The 24,099-nt window shown below is 67.6% G+C and carries 23 protein-coding genes and 1 tRNA gene; 12 read left to right on the plus strand and 12 right to left on the minus strand.

Annotated elements, in window-relative coordinates; all coding sequences use genetic code 11:
- Positions 1-193: 193 nt before the first annotated feature.
- Positions 194-772, minus strand: a complete 579-nt coding sequence (dcd, locus tag OG300_RS30535) for a dCTP deaminase (protein WP_405486903.1) — start codon at positions 770-772, stop codon at positions 194-196.
- A gap of 15 nt (positions 773-787) precedes the next feature.
- Positions 788-2,551, minus strand: a complete 1,764-nt coding sequence (gene ctaD, locus OG300_RS30540) for a cytochrome c oxidase subunit I (protein ID WP_405486905.1) — start codon at positions 2,549-2,551, stop codon at positions 788-790.
- 306 nt (positions 2,552-2,857) lie between these two features.
- On the opposite strand from ctaD, the gene OG300_RS30545 reads away from it, so the two are divergent.
- Positions 2,858-2,931 (plus strand) — tRNA-Gly (locus OG300_RS30545).
- Between the two features lie 57 nt (positions 2,932-2,988).
- Here the strand turns inward: OG300_RS30545 and OG300_RS30550 are convergent.
- From OG300_RS30550 to OG300_RS30565, 4 genes are all read right to left on the minus strand, one after another.
- Positions 2,989-3,438, minus strand: coding sequence for a hypothetical protein (locus OG300_RS30550; protein WP_405486907.1), 450 nt, complete (start codon positions 3,436-3,438; stop codon positions 2,989-2,991).
- Positions 3,439-3,572: 134 nt separating this feature from the next.
- Positions 3,573-3,938, minus strand: coding sequence for a hypothetical protein (locus OG300_RS30555; protein ID WP_405486909.1), 366 nt, complete (start codon positions 3,936-3,938; stop codon positions 3,573-3,575).
- A 47-nt stretch (positions 3,939-3,985) separates the two neighbouring features.
- On the minus strand, positions 3,986-4,282 hold the full coding sequence (locus tag OG300_RS30560) for a hypothetical protein (protein ID WP_405486911.1): 297 nt from the start codon (positions 4,280-4,282) through the stop codon (positions 3,986-3,988).
- Positions 4,269-4,493 (minus strand): hypothetical protein, encoded by a 225-nt coding sequence (locus OG300_RS30565; RefSeq protein WP_405486913.1) that lies wholly within the window; start codon positions 4,491-4,493, stop codon positions 4,269-4,271. Before OG300_RS30565 ends, OG300_RS30560 begins: the two co-directional genes overlap by 14 nt.
- A 99-nt stretch (positions 4,494-4,592) precedes the next feature.
- Between OG300_RS30565 and OG300_RS30570 the strand changes: the two genes are divergently transcribed.
- The 4 genes from OG300_RS30570 (at position 4,593) to OG300_RS30585 (ending at position 8,234) form a co-directional block, all read left to right on the plus strand.
- Entirely contained in the window at positions 4,593-5,372 is a 780-nt protein-coding gene (locus tag OG300_RS30570) for an alpha/beta fold hydrolase (RefSeq protein WP_405486915.1), read from the plus strand.
- A 9-nt stretch (positions 5,373-5,381) separates the two neighbouring features.
- Positions 5,382-6,143, plus strand: a complete 762-nt coding sequence (locus OG300_RS30575) for a crotonase/enoyl-CoA hydratase family protein (protein ID WP_405486917.1) — start codon at positions 5,382-5,384, stop codon at positions 6,141-6,143.
- A gap of 156 nt (positions 6,144-6,299) precedes the next feature.
- Positions 6,300-7,406 (plus strand): DUF4185 domain-containing protein, encoded by a 1,107-nt coding sequence (locus OG300_RS30580; RefSeq protein ID WP_405486919.1) that lies wholly within the window; start codon positions 6,300-6,302, stop codon positions 7,404-7,406.
- A 105-nt stretch (positions 7,407-7,511) separates the two neighbouring features.
- The gene (locus OG300_RS30585; RefSeq protein WP_405486921.1) at positions 7,512-8,234 is read left to right on the plus strand and encodes a class I SAM-dependent methyltransferase; all 723 of its coding nucleotides are present in this window, start codon (positions 7,512-7,514) and stop codon (positions 8,232-8,234) included.
- Positions 8,235-8,238: 4 nt separating this feature from the next.
- Here OG300_RS30585 and OG300_RS30590 read toward each other — a convergent pair whose 3' ends face one another.
- Positions 8,239-8,844: an alpha/beta family hydrolase gene (locus OG300_RS30590; protein ID WP_405486923.1), complete on the minus strand. Its 606-nt coding sequence runs from the start codon at positions 8,842-8,844 to the stop codon at positions 8,239-8,241.
- Between the two features lie 370 nt (positions 8,845-9,214).
- On the opposite strand from OG300_RS30590, the gene OG300_RS30595 reads away from it, so the two are divergent.
- On the plus strand, positions 9,215-11,041 hold the full coding sequence (locus tag OG300_RS30595) for an acyl-CoA dehydrogenase (RefSeq protein ID WP_405498737.1): 1,827 nt from the start codon (positions 9,215-9,217) through the stop codon (positions 11,039-11,041).
- A gap of 104 nt (positions 11,042-11,145) precedes the next feature.
- Here OG300_RS30595 and OG300_RS30600 read toward each other — a convergent pair whose 3' ends face one another.
- Positions 11,146-11,721, minus strand: a complete 576-nt coding sequence (locus OG300_RS30600; protein WP_405486925.1) for an RBBP9/YdeN family alpha/beta hydrolase — start codon at positions 11,719-11,721, stop codon at positions 11,146-11,148.
- Positions 11,722-11,812: 91 nt separating this feature from the next.
- On the opposite strand from OG300_RS30600, the gene OG300_RS30605 reads away from it, so the two are divergent.
- Positions 11,813-12,406, plus strand: a complete 594-nt coding sequence (locus OG300_RS30605; RefSeq protein ID WP_405486927.1) for a TetR/AcrR family transcriptional regulator — start codon at positions 11,813-11,815, stop codon at positions 12,404-12,406.
- Here the strand turns inward: OG300_RS30605 and OG300_RS30610 are convergent.
- On the minus strand, positions 12,393-14,087 hold the full coding sequence (locus tag OG300_RS30610) for a VanW family protein (RefSeq protein ID WP_405486929.1): 1,695 nt from the start codon (positions 14,085-14,087) through the stop codon (positions 12,393-12,395). The genes OG300_RS30605 and OG300_RS30610 overlap by 14 nt on opposite strands.
- Positions 14,088-14,373: 286 nt before the next feature.
- On the opposite strand from OG300_RS30610, the gene gnd reads away from it, so the two are divergent.
- On the plus strand, positions 14,374-15,402 hold the full coding sequence (gnd, locus tag OG300_RS30615) for a phosphogluconate dehydrogenase (NAD(+)-dependent, decarboxylating) (protein WP_405486931.1): 1,029 nt from the start codon (positions 14,374-14,376) through the stop codon (positions 15,400-15,402).
- A gap of 126 nt (positions 15,403-15,528) precedes the next feature.
- Here gnd and OG300_RS30620 read toward each other — a convergent pair whose 3' ends face one another.
- On the minus strand, positions 15,529-16,854 hold the full coding sequence (locus OG300_RS30620) for a lipase family protein (protein ID WP_405486933.1): 1,326 nt from the start codon (positions 16,852-16,854) through the stop codon (positions 15,529-15,531).
- Positions 16,844-18,118 (minus strand): hypothetical protein, encoded by a 1,275-nt coding sequence (locus OG300_RS30625; RefSeq protein WP_405486935.1) that lies wholly within the window; start codon positions 18,116-18,118, stop codon positions 16,844-16,846. Before OG300_RS30625 ends, OG300_RS30620 begins: the two co-directional genes overlap by 11 nt.
- A 330-nt stretch (positions 18,119-18,448) precedes the next feature.
- On the opposite strand from OG300_RS30625, the gene OG300_RS30630 reads away from it, so the two are divergent.
- The 3 genes from OG300_RS30630 (at position 18,449) to OG300_RS30640 (ending at position 21,696) form a co-directional block, all read left to right on the plus strand.
- A complete protein-coding gene (locus tag OG300_RS30630) occupies positions 18,449-19,612 on the plus strand; it encodes a glycoside hydrolase family 3 N-terminal domain-containing protein (protein WP_405486937.1) in 1,164 nt (387 codons plus the stop codon).
- Between the two features lie 109 nt (positions 19,613-19,721).
- Positions 19,722-20,330 (plus strand): TetR/AcrR family transcriptional regulator, encoded by a 609-nt coding sequence (locus OG300_RS30635; RefSeq protein WP_405486939.1) that lies wholly within the window; start codon positions 19,722-19,724, stop codon positions 20,328-20,330.
- Positions 20,331-20,460: 130 nt separating this feature from the next.
- Complete coding sequence (locus OG300_RS30640; RefSeq protein ID WP_405486941.1) at positions 20,461-21,696, plus strand: DUF5685 family protein; 1,236 nt, start codon at positions 20,461-20,463, stop codon at positions 21,694-21,696.
- A gap of 12 nt (positions 21,697-21,708) precedes the next feature.
- Here the strand turns inward: OG300_RS30640 and OG300_RS30645 are convergent, their stop codons facing one another.
- A complete protein-coding gene (locus OG300_RS30645; protein ID WP_405486943.1) occupies positions 21,709-21,966 on the minus strand; it encodes a hypothetical protein in 258 nt (85 codons plus the stop codon).
- Between the two features lie 476 nt (positions 21,967-22,442).
- Between OG300_RS30645 and OG300_RS30650 the strand changes: the two genes are divergently transcribed.
- The gene (locus OG300_RS30650; protein WP_405486945.1) at positions 22,443-24,059 is read left to right on the plus strand and encodes an FAD-dependent monooxygenase; all 1,617 of its coding nucleotides are present in this window, start codon (positions 22,443-22,445) and stop codon (positions 24,057-24,059) included.
- Positions 24,060-24,099 lie beyond the last annotated feature (40 nt).

Below are 24,099 nucleotides of genomic sequence, written 5' to 3' on the forward strand. Positions count from 1 at the left end.
GGTGGGGTCACTGTACCTGTTCGCCGTCACCTTACGACGTGACGAGCCATCCGTACACCCGCCGGACCCACCTGGCGGACGGCGTATTCGCGCCATCGCGGGCAAGGTCGAACGTCCAGGTAATGACCGAATGCCGCCGATCCGATGCCCGAAAAGTGCTGGACCGGCAGGCTTCTCGGACCGACCGGCCCGCTCAGTTGACGGTGGGCTGCGGAAAGTTCAGATACGCGCGCGACGGCGTCGGCCCGCGCTGCCCCTGATACTTCGACCCCACCGCGGCGCTGCCGTACGGGTGCTCGGCCGGGCTGGTGAGCCGCAGCAGGCACAGCTGGCCGATCTTCATCCCCGGCCACAGGGTGATCGGCAGATTCGCGACGTTCGACAGTTCGAGGGTGATGTGACCGCTGAAACCGGGATCGATGAAGCCCGCCGTCGAATGCGTCAGCAGACCCAGTCGGCCGAGGCTCGACTTGCCTTCGAGGCGGCCCGCCAGATCGTCGGGCAGCGTGCACAGCTCGAGTGTCGAACCGAGCACGAACTCGCCCGGATGCAGCACGAAGGGTTCGCCCGCTGCGGGCTCGACCAGCGTGGTCAGTTCGTCCTGGCGCTGCGCCGGATCGATATGGGTGTACCGGGTGTTGTTGAACACCCGGAACAAACCGTCCAGCCGCACATCGATACTCGACGGCTGCACCAGCTTCTCGTCGAACGGCTCGACCCCCAGCCGTCCCGAGGCGAGCTCCTTACGAATATCCCGATCGGAAAGCAGCACGGGAAAGAGGGTATGTCAATGTTCGGTCGGTGAATCGACTGGGCCGTCGGTCCCGGTGGCCTCGATGACCTGTTTGGGTTTTCGGATACTCCAGCCCGCGTGCGCTTCGGCGCGCATCCGTTCGACCATGTGTGGATAGTGCAGTTCGAAGGCCGGGCGTTCGGAACGGATGCGGGGCAGTTCGTAGAAGTTGTGCCGCGGTGGCGGGCAGGTGGTGGCCCATTCCAGCGAGTTGCCGTAACCCCACGGGTCGTCGACGACGGCCAGTTCGCCGTAGCGGTAGCTCTTGAAGACGTTCCAGGCGAACGTGATCATCGAGAACCCGAGAATGAACGAGCCGATGGTGGAAATGGTGTTGAGCGTGGTGAATCCGTCGCTCGGCAGGTAGTCGGCGTAGCGGCGCGGCATGCCCTTGTTGCCCAGCCAGTGCTGCACCAGGAACGTGGTGTGGAAGCCCAGGAACGTGGTCCAGAAATGTATTTTGCCGAGCCGTTCGTCGAGCATCCGGCCGGTCATCTTCGGGAACCAGAAGTAGATGCCCGCGAAGGTCGCGAACACGATGGTGCCGAACAAGACGTAATGGAAATGCGCGACAACGAAATACGAGTCGGACACGTGGAAGTCCAGCGGCGGCGACGCCAGGATGACACCCGACAGCCCGCCGAACAGGAACGTCACCAGGAACCCGACCGAGAACAGCATGGGTGTCTCGAAGGTCAGTTGCCCGCGCCACATGGTGCCGATCCAGTTGAAGAACTTCACGCCCGTGGGCACCGCGATCAGGAACGTCATGAACGAGAAGAACGGCAGCAGAACCGATCCCGTCGCGTACATGTGATGCGCCCACACCGCGATGGACAGCGCGCCGATCGCCAGCGTCGCGTACACCAGCGTGGTGTAGCCGAACAGCGGCTTGCGGCTGAACACCGGGAAGATCTCCGTCACGATGCCGAAGAAGGGCAAGGCGATGATGTAGACCTCCGGATGCCCGAAGTACCAGAACAGATGTTGATAGAGGATGGCCCCGCCGGTGGACGGGTCGAAGACGTGCCCGCCCAGATGTCGGTCCACCTCGAGGCCCATCAGCGCGGCGGTGAGGATCGGAAAGGCAATCAGCACAAGCACACTGGTGACCAGGATGTTCCAGGTGAAAATGGGCATCCGCCACATGGTCATGCCCGGGCAGCGCAGGCAGATCACCGTGGTGACCATGTTGACGCCGCCGAGGATGGTGCCGACACCGGAGACCGCGACCCCCATGATCCACAGGTCCGCACCCACCCCCGGGGAATGCTCCGCCAGGCTCAGCGGCGTGTACGCGGTCCAGCCGAAGTCGGCCGCACCGCCCGGGGTGATGAAACCCGCGGTCGCCATGGTCGCCCCGAACAGGTACAGCCAGTAGCTGAGTGCGTTCAGGCGCGGGAACGCCACATCGGGCGCGCCGATCTGCAACGGCAGCACCGCGTTCGCGAACCCGAACACGATGGGTGTCGCGTAGAACAGCAGCATGATGGTGCCGTGCATGGTGAACAGCTGATTGAACTGCTCGGGTGAGAGGAACTGCAGCCCCGGCCGGGCCAGCTCGACCCGCATCAGCAGCGCCATCAGGCCCGCGATCAGGAAGAACACCACGGCCGTGAACAAATACATGTTCCCGAGCACCTTGGGATCGGTGGTGGTGATGGCCTTCCACAGATAGGACCCCTTGGGTCCCATCCGACGTGGATATGGCCGGACGGGCTCGAGTTGCGGGATCTCGCGGGCGGGCACTGCGGTCATACGTCCTCCTCGACCGCCGAGCAGGACACGCGGAACCAACGCCAGCAACAGTTCAGCGCATCCAAACTACCTGTGGTGGACGGGTTTTCGACCCTGCGGCACAGTCTACGACCGCCCGTAATCGAAACTCCGTGCTTCGGCGAAACATCTCGCCGATCTTCGGCGCGCCGCCCCCGACGCGCCCGGAGATCACCCATCCCACCCGCCCTCGATCACCCGACCGGGTCCGGACCTGCGTGGATGAGGCGAAGTTGGGTCGCCCGAGACCCTGTCTGATAGAGTCGCGAACGCGAGAAAGTCAGCCATGCCGATGTAGTTCAATGGCAGAACTCCTGCTTCCCAAGCAGGTAGCGCGGGTTCGATTCCCGTCATCGGCTCCACGACAAGGCCCCCGCCACCCAGCGGGGGCCTTGTCCGTTTCCGAACGAATCAGCGCACTACTTCACGCATTCGGTGGCGATGCGTTTGGTGGCCTTGCCCGCTTTGATCAGGTCTTCGGTGCTGAGGCTGAGTTTGCCCGGATCGGCGCCGTTGGCGCTGTCGATGATCTTCTGAATCCCGCTCTGCGAGAGACCTTCCTGGACATAGATGCCTGCCACGCAGTCCGCATTCTGCTGGCTGAGCTTTCCCTTGTCCTGTAAGGCCTTCGACACCTGATCGACGCTGAGGCCGCCCGAGGTGGCGGTGGTGCTCGCACCGGGGCCGACCGACGCGCCGGAGCTGGGTGTCGCGCCCGGTGTGGCGGTGGGCGTGCCCGAGACGGTGGTGGCCGAGGTCACCGCGGCGGGCGCGGTGCTCGATGTGGGCGAGGCCGCCTGCTGGCTGTTGCTGCAGGCCGCCAGCAGCGGCAATGCCGCGAATGCCACGACGGCGATGGATTTCTTCATGGTTCCCTCCCGGAGCCGGATCGCGCGCCGGCGCTACTGCCGGTGCCGGTGCTCAATGCAGAGATTGCACACCGGCACCCGGGAGTTAACAAGGGGAGATCGGAAATCGCGGGCCCCCAACGGCTCCGCGCCGATCACTCCTGCTTGAGGCAGTCGGTGACGATCTTGCTGGTGGCGGCGCGGGCCTTGTCCGCGTCGTCCTTGGACATGCCCATCGACTCCGGATCGGTGGCGGTGGCCGTCTTGGCGTCGTTCTTGATCATCAGGCGCAGGCCGGACTGCGAAATCCCCTGGTCCACATAGATCTTCGCGGCGCAGTCGGCCAGCTTGACGTCCTTGAGGCCACCGTCCTGCAACGCCTTGGAGACATCGCCCTGGCTGACGTCGGCCTGCTTGTCACCGCCGCTGCTGCCGCACCCGGTCAGGACGGGGAGCGCGACCAGCGCGGCGGCGGCCAGAGTGACGCCACCAACAACTGTGCCCTTCAAGGGATTGCGCACGGAAACCTCGATTCTCAGGTAAGGCGAAAACTGCCGCAGGCACGATCTCACAGATCCATGGCGGCGCGCAGCGCTGTGTCGATTCGCTCCGCCGTCTCGGTGTCCACGGCGTCGATGCGCTGCGCCAACCAGCCCCGATAGATGCGGCCCAGATTCCCGGCGTGCACCCAGCCGTGGCCGGGAATGGGCACGGCGAGAATGTCACCGGGGTCCTCGGCCTCGACCTCGGCGGCGATCAGCCAGGGTCGCGGCGACTCGTTGATGCCGTCGCTGGAGATGAGGACGATATTGCGGGTTCGGGTGGTGCCGTGCGGGTGGTAGACCCAGAGTTCACCCCTGCGCACGCAGCTCCTTCTCGGCGGCCACGATTTCCGCCTCGTCGGCCGCGGCGAGTTCGACCGGGTCCGGCACCGGTCCGACACCGAGGCGGACGGCTTCGCGACGTGCGGCGCGGGAGATCCACGCCGACGGCGACATGCCCGCGCGAGCGGCGGCATCCTGTGCGTACGACCAGGCCGCCTCGTCCAGCGACAGTGTCACTTTCCGGGTTGCCATACCTTTTATCGTACCGCCGGACCAGGCCTTCCCGTCGCTGTTGGCGACACGTCAACAACGGTAAGGTGAGGCGGAACCACATCGGGCAGGGGAGTCGCCATGACGAAGTTGAACCATCACCGCACCGGCAGCGGCGAACCGCTCGTGCTGGTGCACGGCGTCGGCAGCCGCTGGCAGGTCTGGGAGCCGATCATTCCCGCACTGGCCGAATCGTTCGACGTGATCGCGGTCGACCTGCCCGGCTTCGGCGGCAGCGAGCCGCTGACCACCACCACCGTCTCGACCCTCGCCGACGCACTGGTCGGCTTCCTTGCCGACGAGGGCATCGAAAACCCGCATCTGGCAGGCAATTCCATGGGTGGCGGCATCGTGCTCGACCTCGCCGCCCGCGGTCTGGCCCGCTCGGTCACCGCCTACTCCCCCATCGCGTTCTGGGACACCCCCGGCCGGATCTGGTGCCAGCAGTCGCTCGGACGCGCCAAGCAGCTCACCCGAGTACTGCGTCCGGCCGTCCCCACCCTGCTCGGCAACGCCGCCGGGCGATCCACCTTCCTGGGCCTGGTCTTCGGAAAACCGTGGGCCCTCGACGCTCAGGTCGCCGTCGACACCGTCGAAGGACTGCTCGGCGCAAGCGGATTCGATGCCGCCCTGGCCTCCTTCACCGAGTTCCGACTCCCCGACCGCAGCACCCTGGATGACATCCCGATCACCATCGCCTGGGGCAATCGTGACATTCTGCTCACGTACGCCACCCAGTCCCGTCGGGCCCGCGAGGTCCTGCCCGGGGCGCGGCACGTGACCCTGCCCGGCAGCGGCCACACCCCGTTCTACGACGACCCGGACGCCTGCGCCCGCCTGCTGCTCGACCAGCTCGGATAAGGAATGACCGTGAGCAACAACGTCTCTGTGACCTTCGACGGCGACCGCGCCCACGTCGCCCTGGATCGGCCCGACAAGCACAACGGCCTCACCATCGAGATGCTGCGCGAACTGGCGAAGGTCGCGGGCGACATCGGCAAGCGCGACGAGGTGCGCGCGGTCATCCTGTCCGGCAACGGACCCAGCTTCTGCTCCGGCCTCGACATCGCCAAGGCCATGGGCAATCCCCTCGACGTGGTGCGCGCCTTCGTGCCGCTGCCGTGGCGCGGCACCAATGCCTTCCAGGAGGCCTGCTGGGCGTGGAAGCGACTGCCGCAGCCGGTGATCGCGGTGGTGCACGGCCGCTGCTACGGCGGCGGGCTGCAACTCGCGCTGGCCGCGGACTTCCGATTCGTCACGCCCGATGCCGAATTCGCGGTGATGGAGGCCAAGCACGGCCTGATTCCGGACATGACGGGCGCGGCCACGCTGTCGCAACTCATCGGTCTCGACAAGGCGCTGCTGCTGACCATGACCGCCGATCCGGTGGACGCCGCCTACGCCGAACGCATCGGACTGGTCACCGAGGTGACCGCGGACCCCCTGGCGGCAGCCGAGAAGCTGGCCGACCGAATCGCGGCCCGACCTGCGCGAACCATCGCGAGCGCGAAGCAGCTGTTCGACCGGACCTGGCAGGCGTCGGTGCGCCGCACGCTGGCTGTGGAACGCGCCACCCAGCTGCCGTTGATCGTGCGGCAGGCACTCGGCCGTGGTACCAATACTGAGAAATAAGCCAATTCATGGCAAACAATCCGGTTTGAAGCCGCATTTGCACGGGTAGCGCTGTTAGCATTTTCACACTTTGCCAACGAGTCGAACGCATTGTGCGGCCCGTCACATACGGTATGGGGCGCGCATTATTCGGCGAGACCCGGAGGAAGCACCGCATTGACCAAAGCCGCTCCCCTGCTGCTGTCCGCTATAGCAGGCGCCACGGCCTTGCTCCTTACCGTGACCCAACCGGCCGCAGCCAACCCCAACGCCATCAACCCGATTCCGGTGCTCAACGGCACCAATGGTTTGCCGCAGCTGCCCGGCCGCACCAAAGCGGTGTTCCAGGTCACCGGTATGCAGAGCCCCAACAACACACAGTCGTACAACGTCCTGGGCACCGACCTGGGCATCATGTGGGACAACGGAAATGGCGAGATGCTCACCGCGTTCGGTGACACCGCCGGACTCGGACTCCCCAACCTGCTGGTCGGCAGCACCTGGGCCTGGCGCTCCAACATTCTGGTCCGCTCGCACTCCCAGCACCCCGAGAACGGCATCTTCTTCGACAGCGTGGTGCGCGACATCTTCGGCCAGGCTCGGGATCTGATCCCCAGTCCGAAGATTCCGTTCATCGAGATCAGCCGCATCCCGACCGCGGGGATCGCGGTGGGCAACACCCAGTTCCTGTCGATGATGTCGGTCAAGAGCTGGGACGACGTGGGCCAGTGGACCACCAACTACTCCAGCCTCGCGGTCTCCGGCGACAACGGTGAGAACTGGGTCGAACTACCCGCCACTCGCCGCGGCGACGACGGCGGCAACGCCAACTTCCAGATGAACGCCTTCGTCAAACGCGACGGCTTCCTCTACGAGTACGGCACCGAGTCCGGCCGCAACCATCCGGCCTTCCTGGCCCGGGTCCCCGAACCGGCCGTCACCGACCTCGGCGCGTACGAGTACTGGGACGGCGGCAAGTGGCAGAAGGACGTCAACGCGGCGCAGCCGGTCATCGGCGGCGGCATCGCGGAGATGTCGGTGCAGTGGAACGACTATCTCGGCCAGTACGTCATGGTCACCACGGATCCGTGGAACTCGGTGGTGATGTACACCTCGCCGAATCCCGAGGGACCGTGGAGTCCGCCGCAGGTGCTCATCGACACCCGGGAACTGCCGACGGCCTACGCGCCCTACCTCTTCCCGTATCAGACCGGGCGCGACCTGTACTTCCTCACCACCGTGCACAGCCAGTACAACGTGCTGCTCATGCACACCACGCTCTGAGCCTTCGGTAATCCGCTTCGCCGCGAAGCACTTCGGATCGGCCGCGAACTCGACTCGGGTTCGCGGCCGATCTGCGTCGCGGTCCGGGCTCCTAGACTCGAACCCATGAACGCCGCCGAATGGGACGAGCACTACGCCGCCACCGAACTGGTGTGGGGCGCGCCGCCGAACGACACGGTGGTCGAGCAGGTGTTCGGGCTGGAACGACGAGTACCGATCGGCGGCTTCGGAATCGGCGAGCCCCGCCCGGAACTGCCCCGCGTGCTGGACCTCGGTTGCGGTGACGGCCGCAATGCCCTGTGGCTGGCCACCCACGGCTGGCAGGTGGACGCGGTCGACTTCTCCCAGACCGGCATCGACAAGGGCCGCACCGTGGCGTCGCGACTGTCGCGTTCGGTCCGCACCCGCATCCGCTGGCAGCACGCGGACGTGACCGACCTGAACGCGGCCGGCATCACCGGTCCCTACGAATTGATCCTGCTGGCGTTCCTGCATCTGTCCCCCACCGACCGCCGAGCGCTGCTGCTGCGCGCCGCCACCATGCTCTCCCCCGAGGGCACCCTCCTGGTGATCGGGAACGATACCCTGAATATCACGGAAGGGTATGGCGGAGAACAGGATCCGGCCCGCACCTTCACCCCGGCCGACATCATGGCCGACCTCGGCCCCGCCGGGCCGGACCTCCGTATCCGGCTGGCCGACCGCGTGCACCGCCCCACCGAGGCCGCCGACGCCATCGACGCCCTGGTGATCGCCGTCCGGCCGGGCCCGGAGCAGCCGGTGGACCCGCTCGCCCTCGAGATTCCGCAGCCGCCCGCCCTGCTCTGACGCGTCAGACGCCGCCCCAGCGCCGCAGCCACGGGGTGACGACCTCGACGATCCGGTCGAAACCCGCGCGATACGAATGCGCCTGGCCCGCAATGATGTTCACCTCGGTCGCATCGGCGGCCTCCGGGATGCCGAACGGATCACGCGCGCCGTTCACCACGACGACCTCGATATCGCCCGGGGCGAGGAGTTCGTCGCGGCGGGACTTCTCCGGCTTGCCCGGTGGGTGCAGCGGGAACGACAGCGCGAGCACGCCCCGAACCTCGGCCTCACGCGCGGTACGGCAGGCGACCCGGGCCCCGTTGCTGCGGCCGCCCTGGACCAGCGGGACACCGCGCACCTTCTTGCGCAGTGCCGCAACGATTTCCAGCCAGGCGGCATCCTGCACGTCGGCCTTGCCGGGGGCCCGACGCCCGGCCACCCGGTAGGGCTGGGTCACCAGCGCCACCGCGCCACCCAGTTCGACCGCCGAATCCCGCACCGCCAGCAGGTCTTTCGCATCGACACCGCCGCCGGAGCCGTGGGTGAGCACCAGCAGGAACTTCGGCTTGTTCCGTCCGGGGCGATCGATCTCCACTTCCGCCGGTCCGGCACTCGTCTCGATGCGCATGAGGGAACGGTAGCCAGCCGCCCGATCGGGAAAATCACCAGGTCCGGGGTAGTGCGGTGAGGTTGCCTACGCCCGGTCGGCCGGGTCTGTCGAGGGACTCATGTCCCATCGCTCCCGATCACCCCGCAGCGTTCCCAGCTGCGACGACGGGATCCGCACGGGCTCAACGGAACCGCCGGTCCCGGCAACCGGCGTGCGATCGGTCACATTCGGCCCGACTGACCTTGGCGACCCTCCTACCGGTCGGTAACATGGGGCGTAAGTTACCCGCCAGTAGTGCCGCTTTACGGTGTCTACCCGGTGGAGACCTAACGGGCGGGAACGGGAGCACACCGAACCGCACCCATCTCAATGGAGAGTGAGTACGACCATGGGTCACTACAAGAGCAACGTCCGCGACCTCGAGTTCAACCTCTTCGAGTTCCTGGGCATCCAGAAGCTGCTCGACGCGGGCGCCTACGGCGACCTCGACGCCGACACCGTCAAGGAGATGCTGAACGAGGTCCGCCGCCTGGCCGAAGGCCCCCTCGCGGACTCGTTCGTCGACGGCGACCGCAACCCGCCGACCTTCGACCCGGAGACCCACACGGTCACCCTCCCCGCCTCCTTCAAGAAGTCCTACCGCGCCCTCGAGGACGGCGGCTGGTCCAAGGTGCCCGTGCGCGAGGAGCTCGGTGGCCTCGGCGCCCCCTCCGTCGTCGGCTGGGCCCTGGGCGAGATGATCCTCGGCGCCAACCCGCCGGCCCAGATGTACGCCGCCGGTGCGGGTTTCGCGCAGGTCTTCTACAACAACGGCACCGATGAGCAGAAGAAGTGGGCTCAGATCATCGCCGACCGCAACTGGGGCGCCACCATGGTGCTGACCGAGCCGGACGCCGGTTCCGACGTCGGCGCGGGCCGCACCAAGGCGATCCAGCAGGAAGACGGCACCTGGCACATCGAGGGTGTGAAGCGCTTCATCACCTCGGGTGACTCCGACGACCTGTTCGAGAACATCATGCACCTGGTGCTGGCTCGCCCCGAGGGCGCCGGACCGGGCACCAAGGGCCTGTCGCTGTTCTACGTACCGAAGACCCACTTCGACTTCGAGACCCAGACCCTGGGTGAGCGCAACGGCGTGTTCGTCACCAATGTCGAGCACAAGATGGGCATCAAGGTCTCGGCCACCTGTGAGGTCACCTTCGGCGGCCACGGCGTGCCCGCCAAGGGCTGGCTGGTCGGCGAGGTCCACAACGGCATCGCGCAGATGTTCGACGTCATCGAGAACGCTCGAATGATGGTGGGCACCAAGGCCATCGCCACCCTGTCGACCGGTTACCTGAACGCGCTGGAGTACGCCAAGATCCGCGTGCAGGGTGCCGACCTGACCCAGATGACCGACAAGGCCGCCCCGCGCGTCACCATCACCCACCACCCGGACGTGCGTCGCTCGCTGGCGATGCAGAAGGCGTACGCCGAGGGCCTGCGCGCCGTGTACCTGTACACCGCCGCGCACCAGAACGCCGATGTGGCCGAGCTGGTTTCGGGCGCCGACAAGGACACCGCGTTCCGCGTCAACGACCTGCTGCTGCCGATCGTCAAGGGTGTCGGCTCCGAGCGCGCCTACCAGTACCTGACCGATTCGCTGCAGACCTTCGGTGGCTCCGGCTTCCTGCAGGACTACCCGATCGAGCAGTACATCCGCGACGCCAAGATCGACTCGCTCTACGAGGGCACCACCGCCATCCAGGCGCAGGACTTCTTCTTCCGCAAGATCGCCCGCGATCGCGGTGTGGCCCTGGCCCACGTGGCCGGCCAGATCCAGAAGTTCCTGGACCGCGAGGGTGGCAACGGCCGCCTCAAGAACGAGCGCAAGCTGCTCGCGACCGCGCTCGAGGACGTGCAGGGCATGGCCGCCACCCTGACCGGCCACCTGTTCGCCGCCAAGGAAGACGCCAAGGAGCTCTACAAGGTCGGCCTGGGCTCGGTCCGCTTCCTGATGTCGGTCGGCGACCTGGTCATCGGCTGGCTGCTGCTCGAGCAGGCCGAGATCGCCATCAACGCCCTCGACAGCGGCTCCACCGAGGCCTTCTACCAGGGCAAGGTCGCGACCGCGCAGTTCTTCGCCCGCAACGTGCTCCCCGAGCTGACCGCGACCCGCACCGTCCTGTCGGCGCTCGACAACGACATCATGGAGCTGGACGAAGCCGCGTTCTGAGGCTGAGGCACACGGGTTTCATCCCCTGACAGCTGAACAACCAAGGAGGCCCGGGATTTTCCCGGGCCTCCCTGCTGTCCGCTGTGACGACGTGACGCTGTGGCTCAGTGCCCCATGACATCCCGGACCAGGCGGTGCGCCTCGGGCAGTTCCAGCGCGTGGGCGCCGGTGCTGGGGAAGTGGCCACCGGTCGCGGTAACCGTTGCGGTGGCGCCCAATTCGGTGACGAAGCGCATGATGTGGTCGGGGGTCGCGGCGGCGGTCACCGGGTCGTCGGCGGCGTGCAGGATGCGGAAGGACTCCGCCGCGGCGCGAATTCGAGGCCAGTCGAAGCCGTCGAAGAACGGGGCGAGGGCGTCGTAACCGACCTCACCGGCCATGGACGCGACCAGGACGACACCGGCGAAGCGCCCGTGGGTGGCGACATCGTGGCGTTGCAGCAGGCGCAGCACGTTGACTCCGCCGAGACTGTGGCCGACCAGGACGGTGTCGCTCGGCCGGACATCGACGACCTGCTTCTGTAGGACCGAAAGCCAGTCGGCGGCATCGGGGTTCGCGGGTTCGGGGAACTGCGGGATGCGCACCTCCTCGCCGGTGGCGGCCAGCCGATCCCGCAGGTAGGGGTACCAGTGGTCGTCGTTGGCCATGCCGTAGCCGTGGGATACCACGATCGTGCTCATATCTGTCTCCATCAGGTGGTGCCGTTCGGCTGACAAATCGAAACGCTACGTCGCGTTTGAATTGCAGTCAAGCGCCCGGTACCGTGACCCCATGCCGACCAGCGACCATCCCGCCCGCACCGGCGGCCGGGTGCGCAGCCAGGACGCTCACGACGCGGTACTGCGCGCCGCCGCCGAACTCCTCGAAGAGATCGGGTATCGGCGAATCACCATGGAGGGTGTGGCACAGCGGTCCGGCGTCGCCAAGTCCACCGTCTACCGCTGGTGGAAGTCCAAGCCCGAGTTGGTGATGGAGGCCTTCGGGCAGCTGGTCGAGCAGCGGGTACCCGCCCCCGATACCGGCGACCTGCGTGCGGACCTGCTGGAATTCACCCGCGGGCTGTATCGGATCGACGCATATCCGGTGCGGGCCAAGGCACTTCGCGGGCTGATGGCCGAAGCCCAACTGGATCCCGGGTTCGCCGTGGCGTTCCGGGAGTGGACCGACAGTCGACGCGGCGTCGTGGCGGAATTGCTCGAAAGAGGCGTGGCGCGAGGCGAACTCGCACCCGGACCGGATAGCGAGGAGATCGCCGATCAGCTCTTCGGTGTGTTCTGGTACCGCCTGCTCACCGATCGGCCACTGACACCCGAGCAGGCGACCGGGCAGGTCGATCGCCTGCTGGCCGGACTCACTCGCAGGTGACGACCGGGATGGGGTCGTATTTCACGGTGCGGGTGTGGCGGGAGATCTCCTTGCCGGACTTGTGGTCGGTGATGACGCGGGTGTTCGAGGTGGTGAAGCCGGGGGCTCCGGCGGAGGCGATGCAGTCCTTGCCCGCGGGAAGGGTGACGGTCTTGGGGTCGGTGGGCTTGGTGCGGGCGCCGGTGATCGATTCCACGTCAACGGTTTTGGTGCCCCACAGGCGGACGGTGATGGAGGAGCTGTCGGTGAGGGTTTCGATGACCGCGCCGTAGGGGGAGGTGTTGCGGAACTTCAGGTCGATCGCGCCGTCGAAGACCGTGGCCTCGCGGGCCTCCGGGTAGCGGGAGATGTAATAGCTGTGCTCGGTGTGGCCGCCGTCCTCCATGCCCGCGAAATAGGCGGCGTTGTAGAGGGTGGTGGCGAACTGGGAGATGCCGCCGCCGACGGCCACGGCGGGGCGGCCGTTGTTGATGATGCCGGACTCGACATAGCCCTGGGCGGTGCCGCGGGTGCCGGTGAAGTCGTTGAGCGAGAAGGTTTCTCCCGGTTTGATCAGCGCACCGTCCACCTTGCGGGCGACGGTGTGGATATTGGTGCCGGACGGCCCACTGAAGCCGCCGGTGGTGAAGGTGCCGACCACCTCGGTGATGCCCAGCTTCTCGGCGGCCTCGGTGGTGAGGGCGGGCTGGGTCTGGTGATAGGCCACCGGCTTCGAACGCTTCGCGGTCGACTTCAGCACCGGCGCAAGGTCTTCCAGGGTCTTGTCCCAGTCCACCGTGTTGCCGACGACGGCGGGGACGATACTCGCCCGGCCACCGGCGAAGTCGAAGTTGGCGTCCCGCGGCTGCACCTCGGTGGGCACCAACTGCGGGGCCAGCACCGCCATCAGCACCTCGTCCTTGTACGAAAGTGTTAGTCCACCTTGGCCATCGGGATGGAACGAGAGCGCACCGGCCAGCTGTTCGGCGTCGATCACGCCGTCACCGCCCTTGCCGGTGAAGGTGACCGGTCCCGACACCGCGGGTTGCGCGATCTCGCGCAGCGCCCGGTCGACCCCGTCTGGCCGGACCCGCGCGGGCCAATCGGTGACCGGCAGTTCGAGCTCGGATCCGTCCGCCCAGTGCTCGGTCAGCGCGGTCCGGGCGGCCGCCACGTCGAGGGTGCGGCCGGGCACCGGTCGCACCGGAACCGGTTGCGCCCCTTCGAAGCTGATGCCGCCCTCGACCGGCTGGCGGTCGTGCGCGCGCAGCGTCCCGACTTCCCGGGTCAGCGCGGCGTCGTCGACGAAGACCGCGGGTTCCACCGTCCGGGTGCCGAACAGCGACCACAGCCGGGTGAACGGATTGTTCGGCTGCTCCCCGATCCGCGCCCAGGTGCCGTCCCAGTCCACCCGCAGGCCGATATCGCGCGGCACCAGGTTGGTGCGCACATCGCCGACGCGCACGGTGAGCGGTTGCGCCACACGCTGATTCAGCGCCGCCTCCAACCGATTGCGCGCGATCGGTTGATCCAGTCCGCCGATGTCGACTCCCGCGACCCGCACCCCGCGCGGCACCTCCCCCGAGGACATCGCACGGTCGACCGCGTAGGCGAGTCCGCCGAGGGCCAACACCACGCCCGCCGCAATTCCGGCGCGCCGCACCGCCGCCGAGTTCAGAAACCGGTTTCCGTCGCTGGTCACCCACCCATTCTCACCATGCCACAGGGGAACCGGCAAATTGACAGCTATCAGCGAACGAATGCGCTCCACCACGCACGGGAGTCCGGGACCGGACATAAAGGTGGCCCCGTGCGGTTGCCGGGTCGGGGGTCTGGCAACAGCACGGAGCCACCCCTTCTATCGACACCTGTTCCAGGGCGTTACACACCCGTTCCACACAGCCGAAAACTTTTTCGGGCAGGCTAGGGTCGTAAGCGGAACGCGACATCTGATCTCGTGGAATACGGGCAGAGAGGCGGCACAGCATATGCAGCTCGGAATGATCGGTCTCGGACGGATGGGCGCGAATATCGTGCGCCGGATCGTCCGCGACGGGCACACCGCGGTGGGCTTCGAACGGCATGTCGAGAATATCGACCAGCTCGCCGGGGAACTCGGCGAAAGTTTCCAGGGCAGCACCGAACTGCCGAAGTTCCTCGCCATGCTCGACACCCCGCGGGTGGTGTGGGTGATGATCCCGGCGGGCGCGACCGGCGCGGTCATCGACCAGCTGGCCGAGGCGCTGGAGCCGGGCGACATCGTCATCGACGGCGGAAACAGCCGCTACCACGAGGACATCGCGCGGTCGAAACAGCTGACGCCCAAGGGCATTCACTACGTCGACATCGGCACCTCGGGCGGCGTCTTCGGTCTGGAGCGCGGCTTCTGCCTGATGATCGGCGGCGAGGACGAGCCGGTGGCCTACCTGGATCCGCTGCTGAAATCCATCGCGCCCGGCGTGGGTGCGGCCGAACGCACGCCCGGCCGCACCGGGGAGCCGTCCGCCGCCGAACAGGGCTACCTGCACTGCGGACCGGCGGGTGCGGGCCACTTCGTGAAGATGGTGCACAACGGCATCGAGTACGGCGCGATGGCCGCCTACGCCGAGGGCATGAACATCCTGCACAGGGCGAATGTGGGCAACCAGTCCGACACCGAGCATTCCGCCGAGGTCACCCCGCTCGACAACCCCGAGTACTACCGCTACGACATCGACATCCCGGAGGTCACCGAGGTGTGGCGGCGCGGGTCGGTGGTCGCCTCCTGGCTGCTGGATCTGACCGCCGCCGAGCTCTACGCCGACCCGAACCTGGATTCGTTCAGCGGCCGGGTGTCCGATTCGGGCGAGGGCCGCTGGACCCTCGACGCCGCCGTCGACGAGGGCGTGCCCGCGCCGGTGCTGGCCGCCGCACTGTTCGGACGCTTCTCCTCACGCGGGGAGGCGCTGTACGCGGACAAGGCCCTCTCGGCCATGCGCCGCGCCTTCGGCGGCCACCACGAATTGCCCGGGCAGTAGCGCGAATTCGCTACAGCAGGTGCAGGGCCTGGCCGACCAGCTTCCAGACGGCCAGGCCGCCGAAGGTCAGCAGATAGCCCACGCCGGTGAGGGCCGAGTTCAGGATTCCCATGTCGAAATGTCCTCTCAGTGGAAGTTGGCGTCGATCCAGTCGATGGTCTGCATGCCGAAAAGGTCTGTGCCCCAGCCGTAGGGGTCGGTGATGAAGCGCGGCATGCTGCAATCCGTCGGCTGGTAGGTGACGTCGGTCCCGCCCGCGCGGTAGCGCTGCGCGAGATCACGGGCATCCTGCGCGGGCACCAGCGACATCGGCGAATCGTCGGCCACACAGGAGGCGATCAACACCTTCGAGCGCGGCGTCCCGGAGACACCGAGCAGATTGTCGTCGAACACGTGCTGGAAGTCCGGTTCGTCCACCGGGTTCCGGCCCGAGTCGAACAGGGCGTTCATCGGCACGAAGGGCAACCCGAAGTAGGCGGGCACCTGGCACTGCGTCCGGAAGGCGTTCGCGATGGCCTGCCCGGCCGGGTTGAGCTTGTCGTCCAAGCGCATCTCCGGGTACCACGGTTCGAGCCCGAGCAGGGTGGCGAAGACGAATCCGGACCCGACCGAACCGCTGGCCGAACGCAGGAAGTTGCGCTGATCCACCACCATGCCCTCGAGCATGGTCGAGGTCAGATCGATCTCCGGCGCGTAGGTCGGCTGTAGTTCGGCCGCGAAGGCCGCCCCCACGCCGCCGCCCGCGACCCCGAACGCGGCGACCTGAGCGCGCGGATCCAGTCCGGCCTCCGGCAGTCCGAGCGCGGCGCGCACGCCGTCGAGCAGCGCGTGCCCGCCGAACTTCCCGGCGAACACGCCGTGCGGGCGGCGATCGCCGTCATTGCCGACGTCGGAGATCATCACCGCGTAGCCCTTGTCGAACATCATCGCCAGCGGGCCCAGCGCCGACCAGGACGAGCCGTCGAGGGGCGCGCCGCCGGTCCACTGGGTGCTCGGATGGCACGACCAGCCGACGCTGTCGTTGGCCTCCTGGTACGCGATCAGCTTGCGGTCGGAGTTCGACCGGCCGTCCTGCGGGATCATCAGGATGCCGGTGCTGATCACCGGGGACTGACCGGCATTGCCGGTGGTCACGTACATCAGCTTGTAGGCCTCGAGGTTCGCGGGCTTCACGCCCAGGAACATCACATCGACCTGCTTCGACTTCAGGATGGTGCCGGGCCGCTCGGCACCGGTGAGCGGCGGCTCCTGATAGAAGGGGTCGTCGGCCATCAGCGCCTGGAAGTTCTCCTGCGGTGACGCGGCGGTCGCGCCGTCGAGCGCGCCGATCACGAACCCGTTGAGCACCTGGTCCGGGCTCGGTGTCCGCGGCGGAACCGGTTCGGCCGCAGCCGTTGCGGCGCTCCAGGACAGGGCGGCGGCCACCAGGCCGACGGTGAGACTACGACGCATTTCCGGCCTCCTGCGCCGGGGCGACGCTGAGTTCGGCCGCCGCGGAGCGCAGCAGCTGTGGGATGTTCAGCAGCGGCCGCTTGGACTCCATCTGGATGTCATAGGGCGTGCGCAGCGCGGCTTCGAGTGCGGGCCAATCGTTTTCGAGCTGGTTGCGGTATTTGGGCAGCAGTTCGGAGTTGATGTAGTCCCAGCGGCTCTCGAAGTCCGACCAGTTCCAGTCCGGCAGCGGCAGGGTCAGCGTCATGGGGCGGCCGTCGGCGGCGGTGAAAGGCACTCGTACCGGCCGGAATTCGCGCATCGGCCGCACCCCGGCCACCGAGGGTGAGCCGGCCGCGCCGGTCAGGTAGGTGATGGCCGTGCCGACGTCGCCGCGATAGGCGCGCAGGTCATCCCACTGTCGTCCGACCACCCACTGCTGTTCGCGGCGCAGCAGCGTCCGGTTGCCCGCCGCGACGCGCTCGCCGTCACCGGAGGCGACATCGCGCCAGGCGCCCATGATGTCGTCGCCGAACAGTCCCGCCGCCTGGAATTCCGCGAGCGCGGGCAGCCCGCCGACCACGTACGCGTCGTGCATGGGCATCAGGTCGGAGAAGATGTTCTTCTGCATCACCAGGATCATCCCGAGGATGTAGCTCAGGTCGCCGGGGGTGATCCGCGAACCCGCCCGCGCGAGGGCGGCCAGGCCGTCGGGCAGCTGCGCCACCGCGTCGGGACCGGCGGTCCGGGTGACCGAATCCACCACGGCGCGGGCGGATTCCGCGATGCCGGGCAGCGAGTACGCGGTGCTCATCAGCTCGAAATCGATCAGGCCGCCGCCGAAGTCGGCCCCGACCTGACCGCCCATGCCCGCCCACTGCAATTCGCGATGATCGAGTTGCAGGTTCTCGTAGTAGCGGTAGGACTTGACCAGGTTGTCGCGGTTGGCGGCGACCCCGGCGCGCGGATCCCAGGAACGCAGGTCGATTCCGGCGCGCTCGGTCACGTCGACCAGCCAGTACTGGTAGAGCAGGGCGGCGTAGCGGGTCGGCGGCACTCGTTCGGCGCGTGCCTCGTCGAGCAGCCTGCCGAGTTCGGCGCGGCCGTAAGGCAATTCGGGATTCACCCCGCCGGGCCCCTGTTCGGCGTCCCGGTTGCTCAGCGGCAGATCCAGGTAGCGGTCGATATCCGCCGCCGCGACAGCGGTTTTCGGAGTGGCGAGTCCTACTCCGACCACGGCCGCGAGAACCAGTCCCGTACTGCGTAAAAGGGTGCCCAATCGCATGACTCCGTAAAGCCTTCCTCCCACCGCGCCACCGGGCACGGCCTCGAAAATCGAAATCGCTGAAGAGTTGCTGTTACGTCAGGTAATGGGTCAGCACGCTACATTCTGCGACCGTGTCGAAGTCAACCCTCGAGATAGCGAGTTGAGCGCGCTTGATATGACCGCGAGAATTCATTTCGAATGGAAATTGCCTGCTGATTGCGGTAATTCGTTCCACATCGTCCGGTGCGAAAACATTCACACGCGCAGGTTTCAATGAGACATGTCACATCGGCGGCGAACCGGTGCCGCGCTGGGTGCCGGGCCGCCGGGCGACTACCGTCGGGTGCCATGCGCACACTTCCCGGGATCGTGCTCGCAATGACCGCTGTCGTGCTGGCCGCCTGCTCGAACAATGGAAGCGGTTCGAACGAATCAGCCTCCAGCACTACGGGATCCGCCACGACCACCACCACCGCACCGACCACCACACCGGCCCAACAGGATTGCGCCGCAGGCTATCTCGCCCAGTTCACGATGCGACAGAAGCTGGCGCAGCTGCTCACCGTCGGCGTCACCGGCGAGGCCGACGCCGAGAACGTGGTGAAGACCGAACAGGTCGGCGGCATCTTCATCGGCAGCTGGACCGACAAGGCGATGCTGGCCCAGCATCAGGTGGACGCGGTGAAGACGGCCTCGCGCACCCCGCTGATGGTCACCATCGACGAGGAGGGCGGGCGGGTCTCGCGCGCCAAGGATCTGATCGGCGTCTCGCCGTCACAGCGGGTGATCGCGCAGACCATGTCGGTCGACGACTTCTACAAGTTCAGCCTCGACCGGGCACAGAAGCTCAAGGCGCTGGGCATCACCGTCGACTTCGCACCCGACACCGATGTCAGCAGCGAGCCCGACGACGCGGTGATCGGCGACCGGTCCTTCTCCGATGATCCCGAGGTGGTGACCCAGTACGCGAGCGCGTTCATCCGCGCCTACACCGACGCCGGGGTCGGCACCGTGATGAAGCATTTCCCGGGTCACGGCTCCGGCAACGGTGATTCGCACACCGGCGCGGTGCAGACGCCGCCACTGGATCAGCTGCAGAACAAGGACCTGGTGCCGTTCCGCAAGCTCATCGATTCCGGCGCCGCGGTCATGGTCGGGCACCTGGACGTGCCGGGCCTGACCACCGCCGATGTTCCGGCCAGCATCAGCCCCGAGGCGATGGCACTGCTGCGGCAGGGCACCGGCTACGGCGCAGCACCGTTCGACGGCGTGATCTTCACCGATGACCTGGGCGGCATGGCGGCCATCACCAAGCGCCTCACCATCGAGCAGGCGGTGGAAGCCGCGCTGGTCGCGGGCGCGGACAACGCCCTGTGGATCACCACGGACGCGGTGCCGAAGGTGCTCGATCAGCTCGTGGACGCGGTCAACAGCGGCCGCCTGCCGGGAAGCCGGGTGGATGCTTCGGTGCTGCGCATGGCAAAGTTCAAGGGCTCCGCTCCGCACTGCTGACGGCCGCTTCGGCGAATCACCGGCAATTCGCACTGACGGAACTTACCTTGGAGTAAGATAGGAGCTTCGACACCCGCCGACGGCGGCGATAGTGCGTCTAGGAGTGTGAATGGCAGGCGGAACGAAACGGCTTCCGCGCGCGGTGCGCGAGCAACAGATGCTCGACGCCGCCGTGGAGGTCTTCTCACGCAAGGGCTACCACGACACCTCCATGGATTCGATCGCCGCCGAGGCGAAGATCTCCAAACCGATGCTGTACCTGTACTACGGCTCCAAGGACGAGCTGTTCCGGGCCTGCATCCACCGGGAGAGCATGCGGTTCATCGAGGCCGTCGCGGTCGCGGGCAACCCCAAGCTGACCCCGCACGAGCAGTTGCGGGCCGGGCTCGAGGCCTTCCTGTCCTACGTCGACCAGAACCGGCTGTCCTGGCAGGTGCTCTACCGGCAGGCGCTCGGCCAGCAGCCCTTCGCCTCCGAGATCGCCAACAGCCGCGACCGGGTCATCGAACTCACCGCCAAGCTGCTGGAATCCAGCGCCAAATACGCCGAGCCGGGCACCAATTTCGAGGTGGTGTCGGTGGCGGTGATCGGTGCCGGCGAGGCCATCGCCGACCGGATCGCCGCCGGCACGGTCGATATGGGCGTGGCCGTCGACCTGCTCGACGATCTGGCCTGGCGCGGTCTGTCCGGCAACAAGAAGAAGACCGAAGCGGTCTGATCCGAGTCCCAGGGCGGGCTGCCCACCGTTCCTCCGGGTTGCCACCCGGCCGCCGGGCTGCCACAGTCGCTGCGATCGTGTTGTAGGACAGCCGGGTTCACCTCCCGGCTCGGGAACGGGGATCACGGCTTTGTTCGGTTTGCTCACACCGTGCGCGCACAGCGCCGCACGGCACGGAATCGACCCTTCGGCATGGCAGACCCACCTGTGCGGACTGTGCCTGGGACTGCGCGACGGGCACGGGCAGCTGGCCCGCACCGCCACCAATACCGACGCCCTGGTGCTGGCGGCGCTCACCGAGGCGCAGCAGCCGGAGCCGTCGCAGCGCAGCACCGCCGGGCCCTGTCCGGCGCGCGGCATGCGGCGCGCCTCGGTGCTAGCGGCCGATTCACCCGGCGTCCGGCTGGCCGCCACCGCGTCACTGCTGCTGGGCGCGGCCAAGATTCGCGACCACGTCGAGGACGGCGACGCCCATCGACTGGCCCGCCGCCCGCTGACCCGCGTCTCGGCCCGCTGGGACACCCGGGCTCGCGCGGCCGCCGCGCCGCTCGGCCTCGACGTCGAACCCCTCATCGCCGCAATCGATTCGCAGCTGGCCCTGGAATCCGCTCCGGGCACGTCGCTGGCCGAACTCACCGGCCCGACCCAGCTGTGCGCGGCGGAGTTGTTCGCGCACACCGCGATTCTGGCCGACCGTCCCGAGAACGCCGACGACCTGCGCGCGGCGGGCTGGCATTTCGGGCGCATCGCCCACCTCGCCGACGCCCTCGAGGACCTCGACGACGACCGCGCGCAGGGCCGGTTCAACCCGCTGCTCGCCACCGGCACCACCCCCGCCGAGGCGCACGCGCTGCTGCGCGAATCGAATTCGCTGCTGCGCGCCGCACTGACCCGCGTCGCCATGGATCGCGTCGCCACCATCCGCTGGATCCTGCTCGACCCGCTGACCGGCGTGGTCGGCAAGCTCGGCCGCGTCGCCGGTGTCGTCCACACCTGCACCGGCCGCGCCTGCTCCACCCGCACCGAACACGCCACCGTCGAGTCCCTCTCACCCACAAAGCAATTCGTCTCCCTGTCCCCGCGCAACAGCGAACAGCCCGGCTGGGGACAGCAGGTACCCGGATACGGCGAATCGCAGCAGTCATCGTCACTGCGCCCGAACCTGCTCAACGGGCTCGGCATCATCTGCACCCAGTACTGCACCGGGTACGCGTGCTGCGCCGAACACACCAATCCGTGTAGCGGCAAGCGCAAGGATCCCCTGCTGGATTGCGATTGCTGCGACTGCTGCGACGGGTGCGATTGCGACGGATGTGACTGTGGCGGTTGCGATTGCTGCGACTGCGGGTGTGACTGCGGCTGCTGATCGCCGCAGCGGTCAGGCGACGCGGCGGACCGGGGTGGTGGCCGCCGCGGCCGGATCCGACATGCGGTGGCGGCCGGGAAGTGGTGGGGCCCAGACCGGGAGCGGGATGGTGGGTGGGTCGATGAAGTTCGGCGGAGCCGAGAAATTCGGTGGGGCCTTGGCGGCGGGTGGGTCGGCAGGTGTGCGCAGATGGGCGCAGAAGGCGTCGATGGTCCCGTAGCGGTTCAGGATCTCGGCGAGCAGTTGGTGAGCGGTCGAGCTGGTGAGCATAGGTGTCTCCTCAACCCCCCGGCGCGGCACTGCTGTCGATCCGCCGGGGCGACATGATCGTTCGCTTCGCATTGTGCACGACCGCGCCCGTCAGGTAGCTACTTTTCCGAAACCTGCGACAGGCTGCGCCAGCCGGGGATCAATTCGTGCCGTACTGACAGGATCCATCCCGCTCATGTCAAGGGTTTCGCTAATGTTCGATACGGATGGACGGCAGCGGACTGGTTGGTATCGCTTGCAACCGCTATCGACCCGCATCCGACGTCCGGACCATCCGGCCGCCCTGCCCTGGCGGTTGTAAGGTGCCCGCACCTACCGGATTCGAACCGGTAACCCGCGGAACAGTGTTCGAAGGCAGGCGGATCAACCCGCAGATCCGTCGTGATCCGCCTGCCCGAACCACCGCCGCCGCGAGCGCATGTGAGGCGTGAGCGGGGTGCAAGGCGGGCGCAAGACCCCCGGCCCACGCTGAGGTCATGACAACGGCACATGCTCCCGTCCTGGTGGTCGGTGGCGGCCTGGTCGGCCTCTCGACCGCCCTGCTGCTCGAATACCACGGCGTCCCTTACGTTCTGGTGGAGCGGCGGGCGACCGCCTCGCCGCTGCCTCGGTCGCGCGGGCTGCACACCCGCACCGGTGAGATCTTCCGGCAGCTCGGCCTCACCGAGCCGATCGAGCAGGCCGCCCGATCCGCGTTGAAGGCGGGCAAGTTCGGCGGGGCCTGGCAGGGCGAAACCCTGCGCACCGCAGAGCCATTGGACCTCTCCGGGATGGCGGGCGCGCTCGGCGCGAACCCGGACGGCCCCGCCAGGTTCGTGTTCCTGCCGCAGGTGCAGCTGGAGCCGGTGCTCGCCGCGGCCGCCCGCGAGCGCGGCGGCGATCTCCGATTCGGTACCGAGCTCACCGAATTCACGGCCGACGACAGCGGCGTCACCGCGACCCTGCGCGACGAGTCCGGGCAGCTCTCGCAGCTGCGCGCCGACTACCTGATCGCCGCCGACGGCGCGGGCAGCCCGATCCGCACCGCACTCGGCATCACCGGCTGGGAACTGCCGCCGACCAACCACTACATCAACGTGTTCGCGCGCACCGATCTCACCGGCCTGCTGCACGGCGGCAGTTTCAGCCAGTGCGACATCACCGGAGCGGTGCGCGGACTCGTGTTGTCCAAGAACAACACCGACGAATGGTCCTTCCACCTCGAATACGATCCGGCCGCCGAGACGCCCGCGGACTATCCGCCGCGGCGCTGCGCCGACGCCATCGCGACCATGGTCGGCGCCGACGACCTGCCGATCGAGGTGCTGGGCCACAGCGCCTGGGACACCGGCACTTTCGTGGCCGACGAGTACCGGCGCGGCCGGATCTTCCTGGTCGGCGACGCCGCGCACCGGCACGCGCCGTGGGGCGGATTCGGCGGCAACACCGGGGTCGCGGACGCGCACAATCTGGTGTGGAAGCTGGCGGCGGTCCTCGACGGCGAGGCCGGGCCCGGACTGCTGGATTCGTATGCGGCCGAACGGCGTCCGCGCGCGGTGGTGGCCGTCGAGCAGGCCCGGCTGGGCACCGACTTCCTGGCGCGCTACGGCATCCTCACCCCGGAGAACTCGGCGGGCCAGGAGCATCGGCTCGACGCCGGACAGGTGATGACCCGCTTCCGCTACACCTCGGCGGCCGTGCTCGACACCCGGGGCGACGACTCCCCGAACCCCGAGGGCACGCCGGAGCACGTCGGAGCGCTGACCGGACAGAGCGGAACCCGCCTGCCGCACTGGTGGATCGACGCCGCGCAGACCGTCTCGACCCTCGACCTGTGTGGTCCCGAGCTGACGCTGCTGGTGTCGGGGCCCGCCGAATCCTGGCGTGAGGCCGCCGCGCGGGCGCAACGCGCCACCGGCGTCGAACTCACCGTGCACGCGCTACCCACCGCCGATTGCGCCGCGCACCTGGGCCTTTCGGAGGGCGGCGCGGTGCTGGTCCGCCCGGATCAACACCTCGCGGCGGGCGCGGACGCGAGCCTGACACCCGCCTGGCTCACCGAAACCCTGTGCCTGCTGCTGGATCTCGAACGGTCCCCCATTACCAGTCGGTGATGATCCAAAACAGGCGGTGACTCGAAACAGGCTGCGACTC

This window comes from Nocardia sp. NBC_00511, assembly GCF_045161165.1.
Lineage (GTDB): Bacteria > Actinomycetota > Actinomycetes > Mycobacteriales > Mycobacteriaceae > Nocardia.

What these genes read in the sequence shown, in the direction of transcription:
- ctaD (WP_405486905.1), bottom strand. Translation starts at nt 2,551, where the DNA reads ATGACCGCAGTGCCCGCCCGCGAGATCCCGCAACTCGAGCCCGTCCGG.
- OG300_RS30550 (WP_405486907.1), bottom strand. Translation starts at nt 3,438, where the DNA reads ATGAAGAAATCCATCGCCGTCGTGGCATTCGCGGCATTGCCGCTGCTG.
- OG300_RS30565 (WP_405486913.1), bottom strand. Translation starts at nt 4,493, where the DNA reads ATGGCAACCCGGAAAGTGACACTGTCGCTGGACGAGGCGGCCTGGTCG.
- OG300_RS30570 (WP_405486915.1), top strand. Translation starts at nt 4,593, where the DNA reads ATGACGAAGTTGAACCATCACCGCACCGGCAGCGGCGAACCGCTCGTG.
- OG300_RS30585 (WP_405486921.1), top strand. Translation starts at nt 7,512, where the DNA reads ATGAACGCCGCCGAATGGGACGAGCACTACGCCGCCACCGAACTGGTG.
- OG300_RS30590 (WP_405486923.1), bottom strand. Translation starts at nt 8,844, where the DNA reads ATGCGCATCGAGACGAGTGCCGGACCGGCGGAAGTGGAGATCGATCGC.
- OG300_RS30595 (WP_405498737.1), top strand. Translation starts at nt 9,215, where the DNA reads ATGGGTCACTACAAGAGCAACGTCCGCGACCTCGAGTTCAACCTCTTC.
- OG300_RS30600 (WP_405486925.1), bottom strand. Translation starts at nt 11,721, where the DNA reads ATGAGCACGATCGTGGTATCCCACGGCTACGGCATGGCCAACGACGAC.
- OG300_RS30605 (WP_405486927.1), top strand. Translation starts at nt 11,813, where the DNA reads ATGCCGACCAGCGACCATCCCGCCCGCACCGGCGGCCGGGTGCGCAGC.
- gnd (WP_405486931.1), top strand. Translation starts at nt 14,374, where the DNA reads ATGCAGCTCGGAATGATCGGTCTCGGACGGATGGGCGCGAATATCGTG.
- OG300_RS30620 (WP_405486933.1), bottom strand. Translation starts at nt 16,854, where the DNA reads ATGCGTCGTAGTCTCACCGTCGGCCTGGTGGCCGCCGCCCTGTCCTGG.
- OG300_RS30625 (WP_405486935.1), bottom strand. Translation starts at nt 18,118, where the DNA reads ATGCGATTGGGCACCCTTTTACGCAGTACGGGACTGGTTCTCGCGGCC.
- OG300_RS30630 (WP_405486937.1), top strand. Translation starts at nt 18,449, where the DNA reads ATGCGCACACTTCCCGGGATCGTGCTCGCAATGACCGCTGTCGTGCTG.
- OG300_RS30635 (WP_405486939.1), top strand. Translation starts at nt 19,722, where the DNA reads ATGGCAGGCGGAACGAAACGGCTTCCGCGCGCGGTGCGCGAGCAACAG.
- OG300_RS30645 (WP_405486943.1), bottom strand. Translation starts at nt 21,966, where the DNA reads ATGCTCACCAGCTCGACCGCTCACCAACTGCTCGCCGAGATCCTGAAC.
- OG300_RS30650 (WP_405486945.1), top strand. Translation starts at nt 22,443, where the DNA reads ATGACAACGGCACATGCTCCCGTCCTGGTGGTCGGTGGCGGCCTGGTC.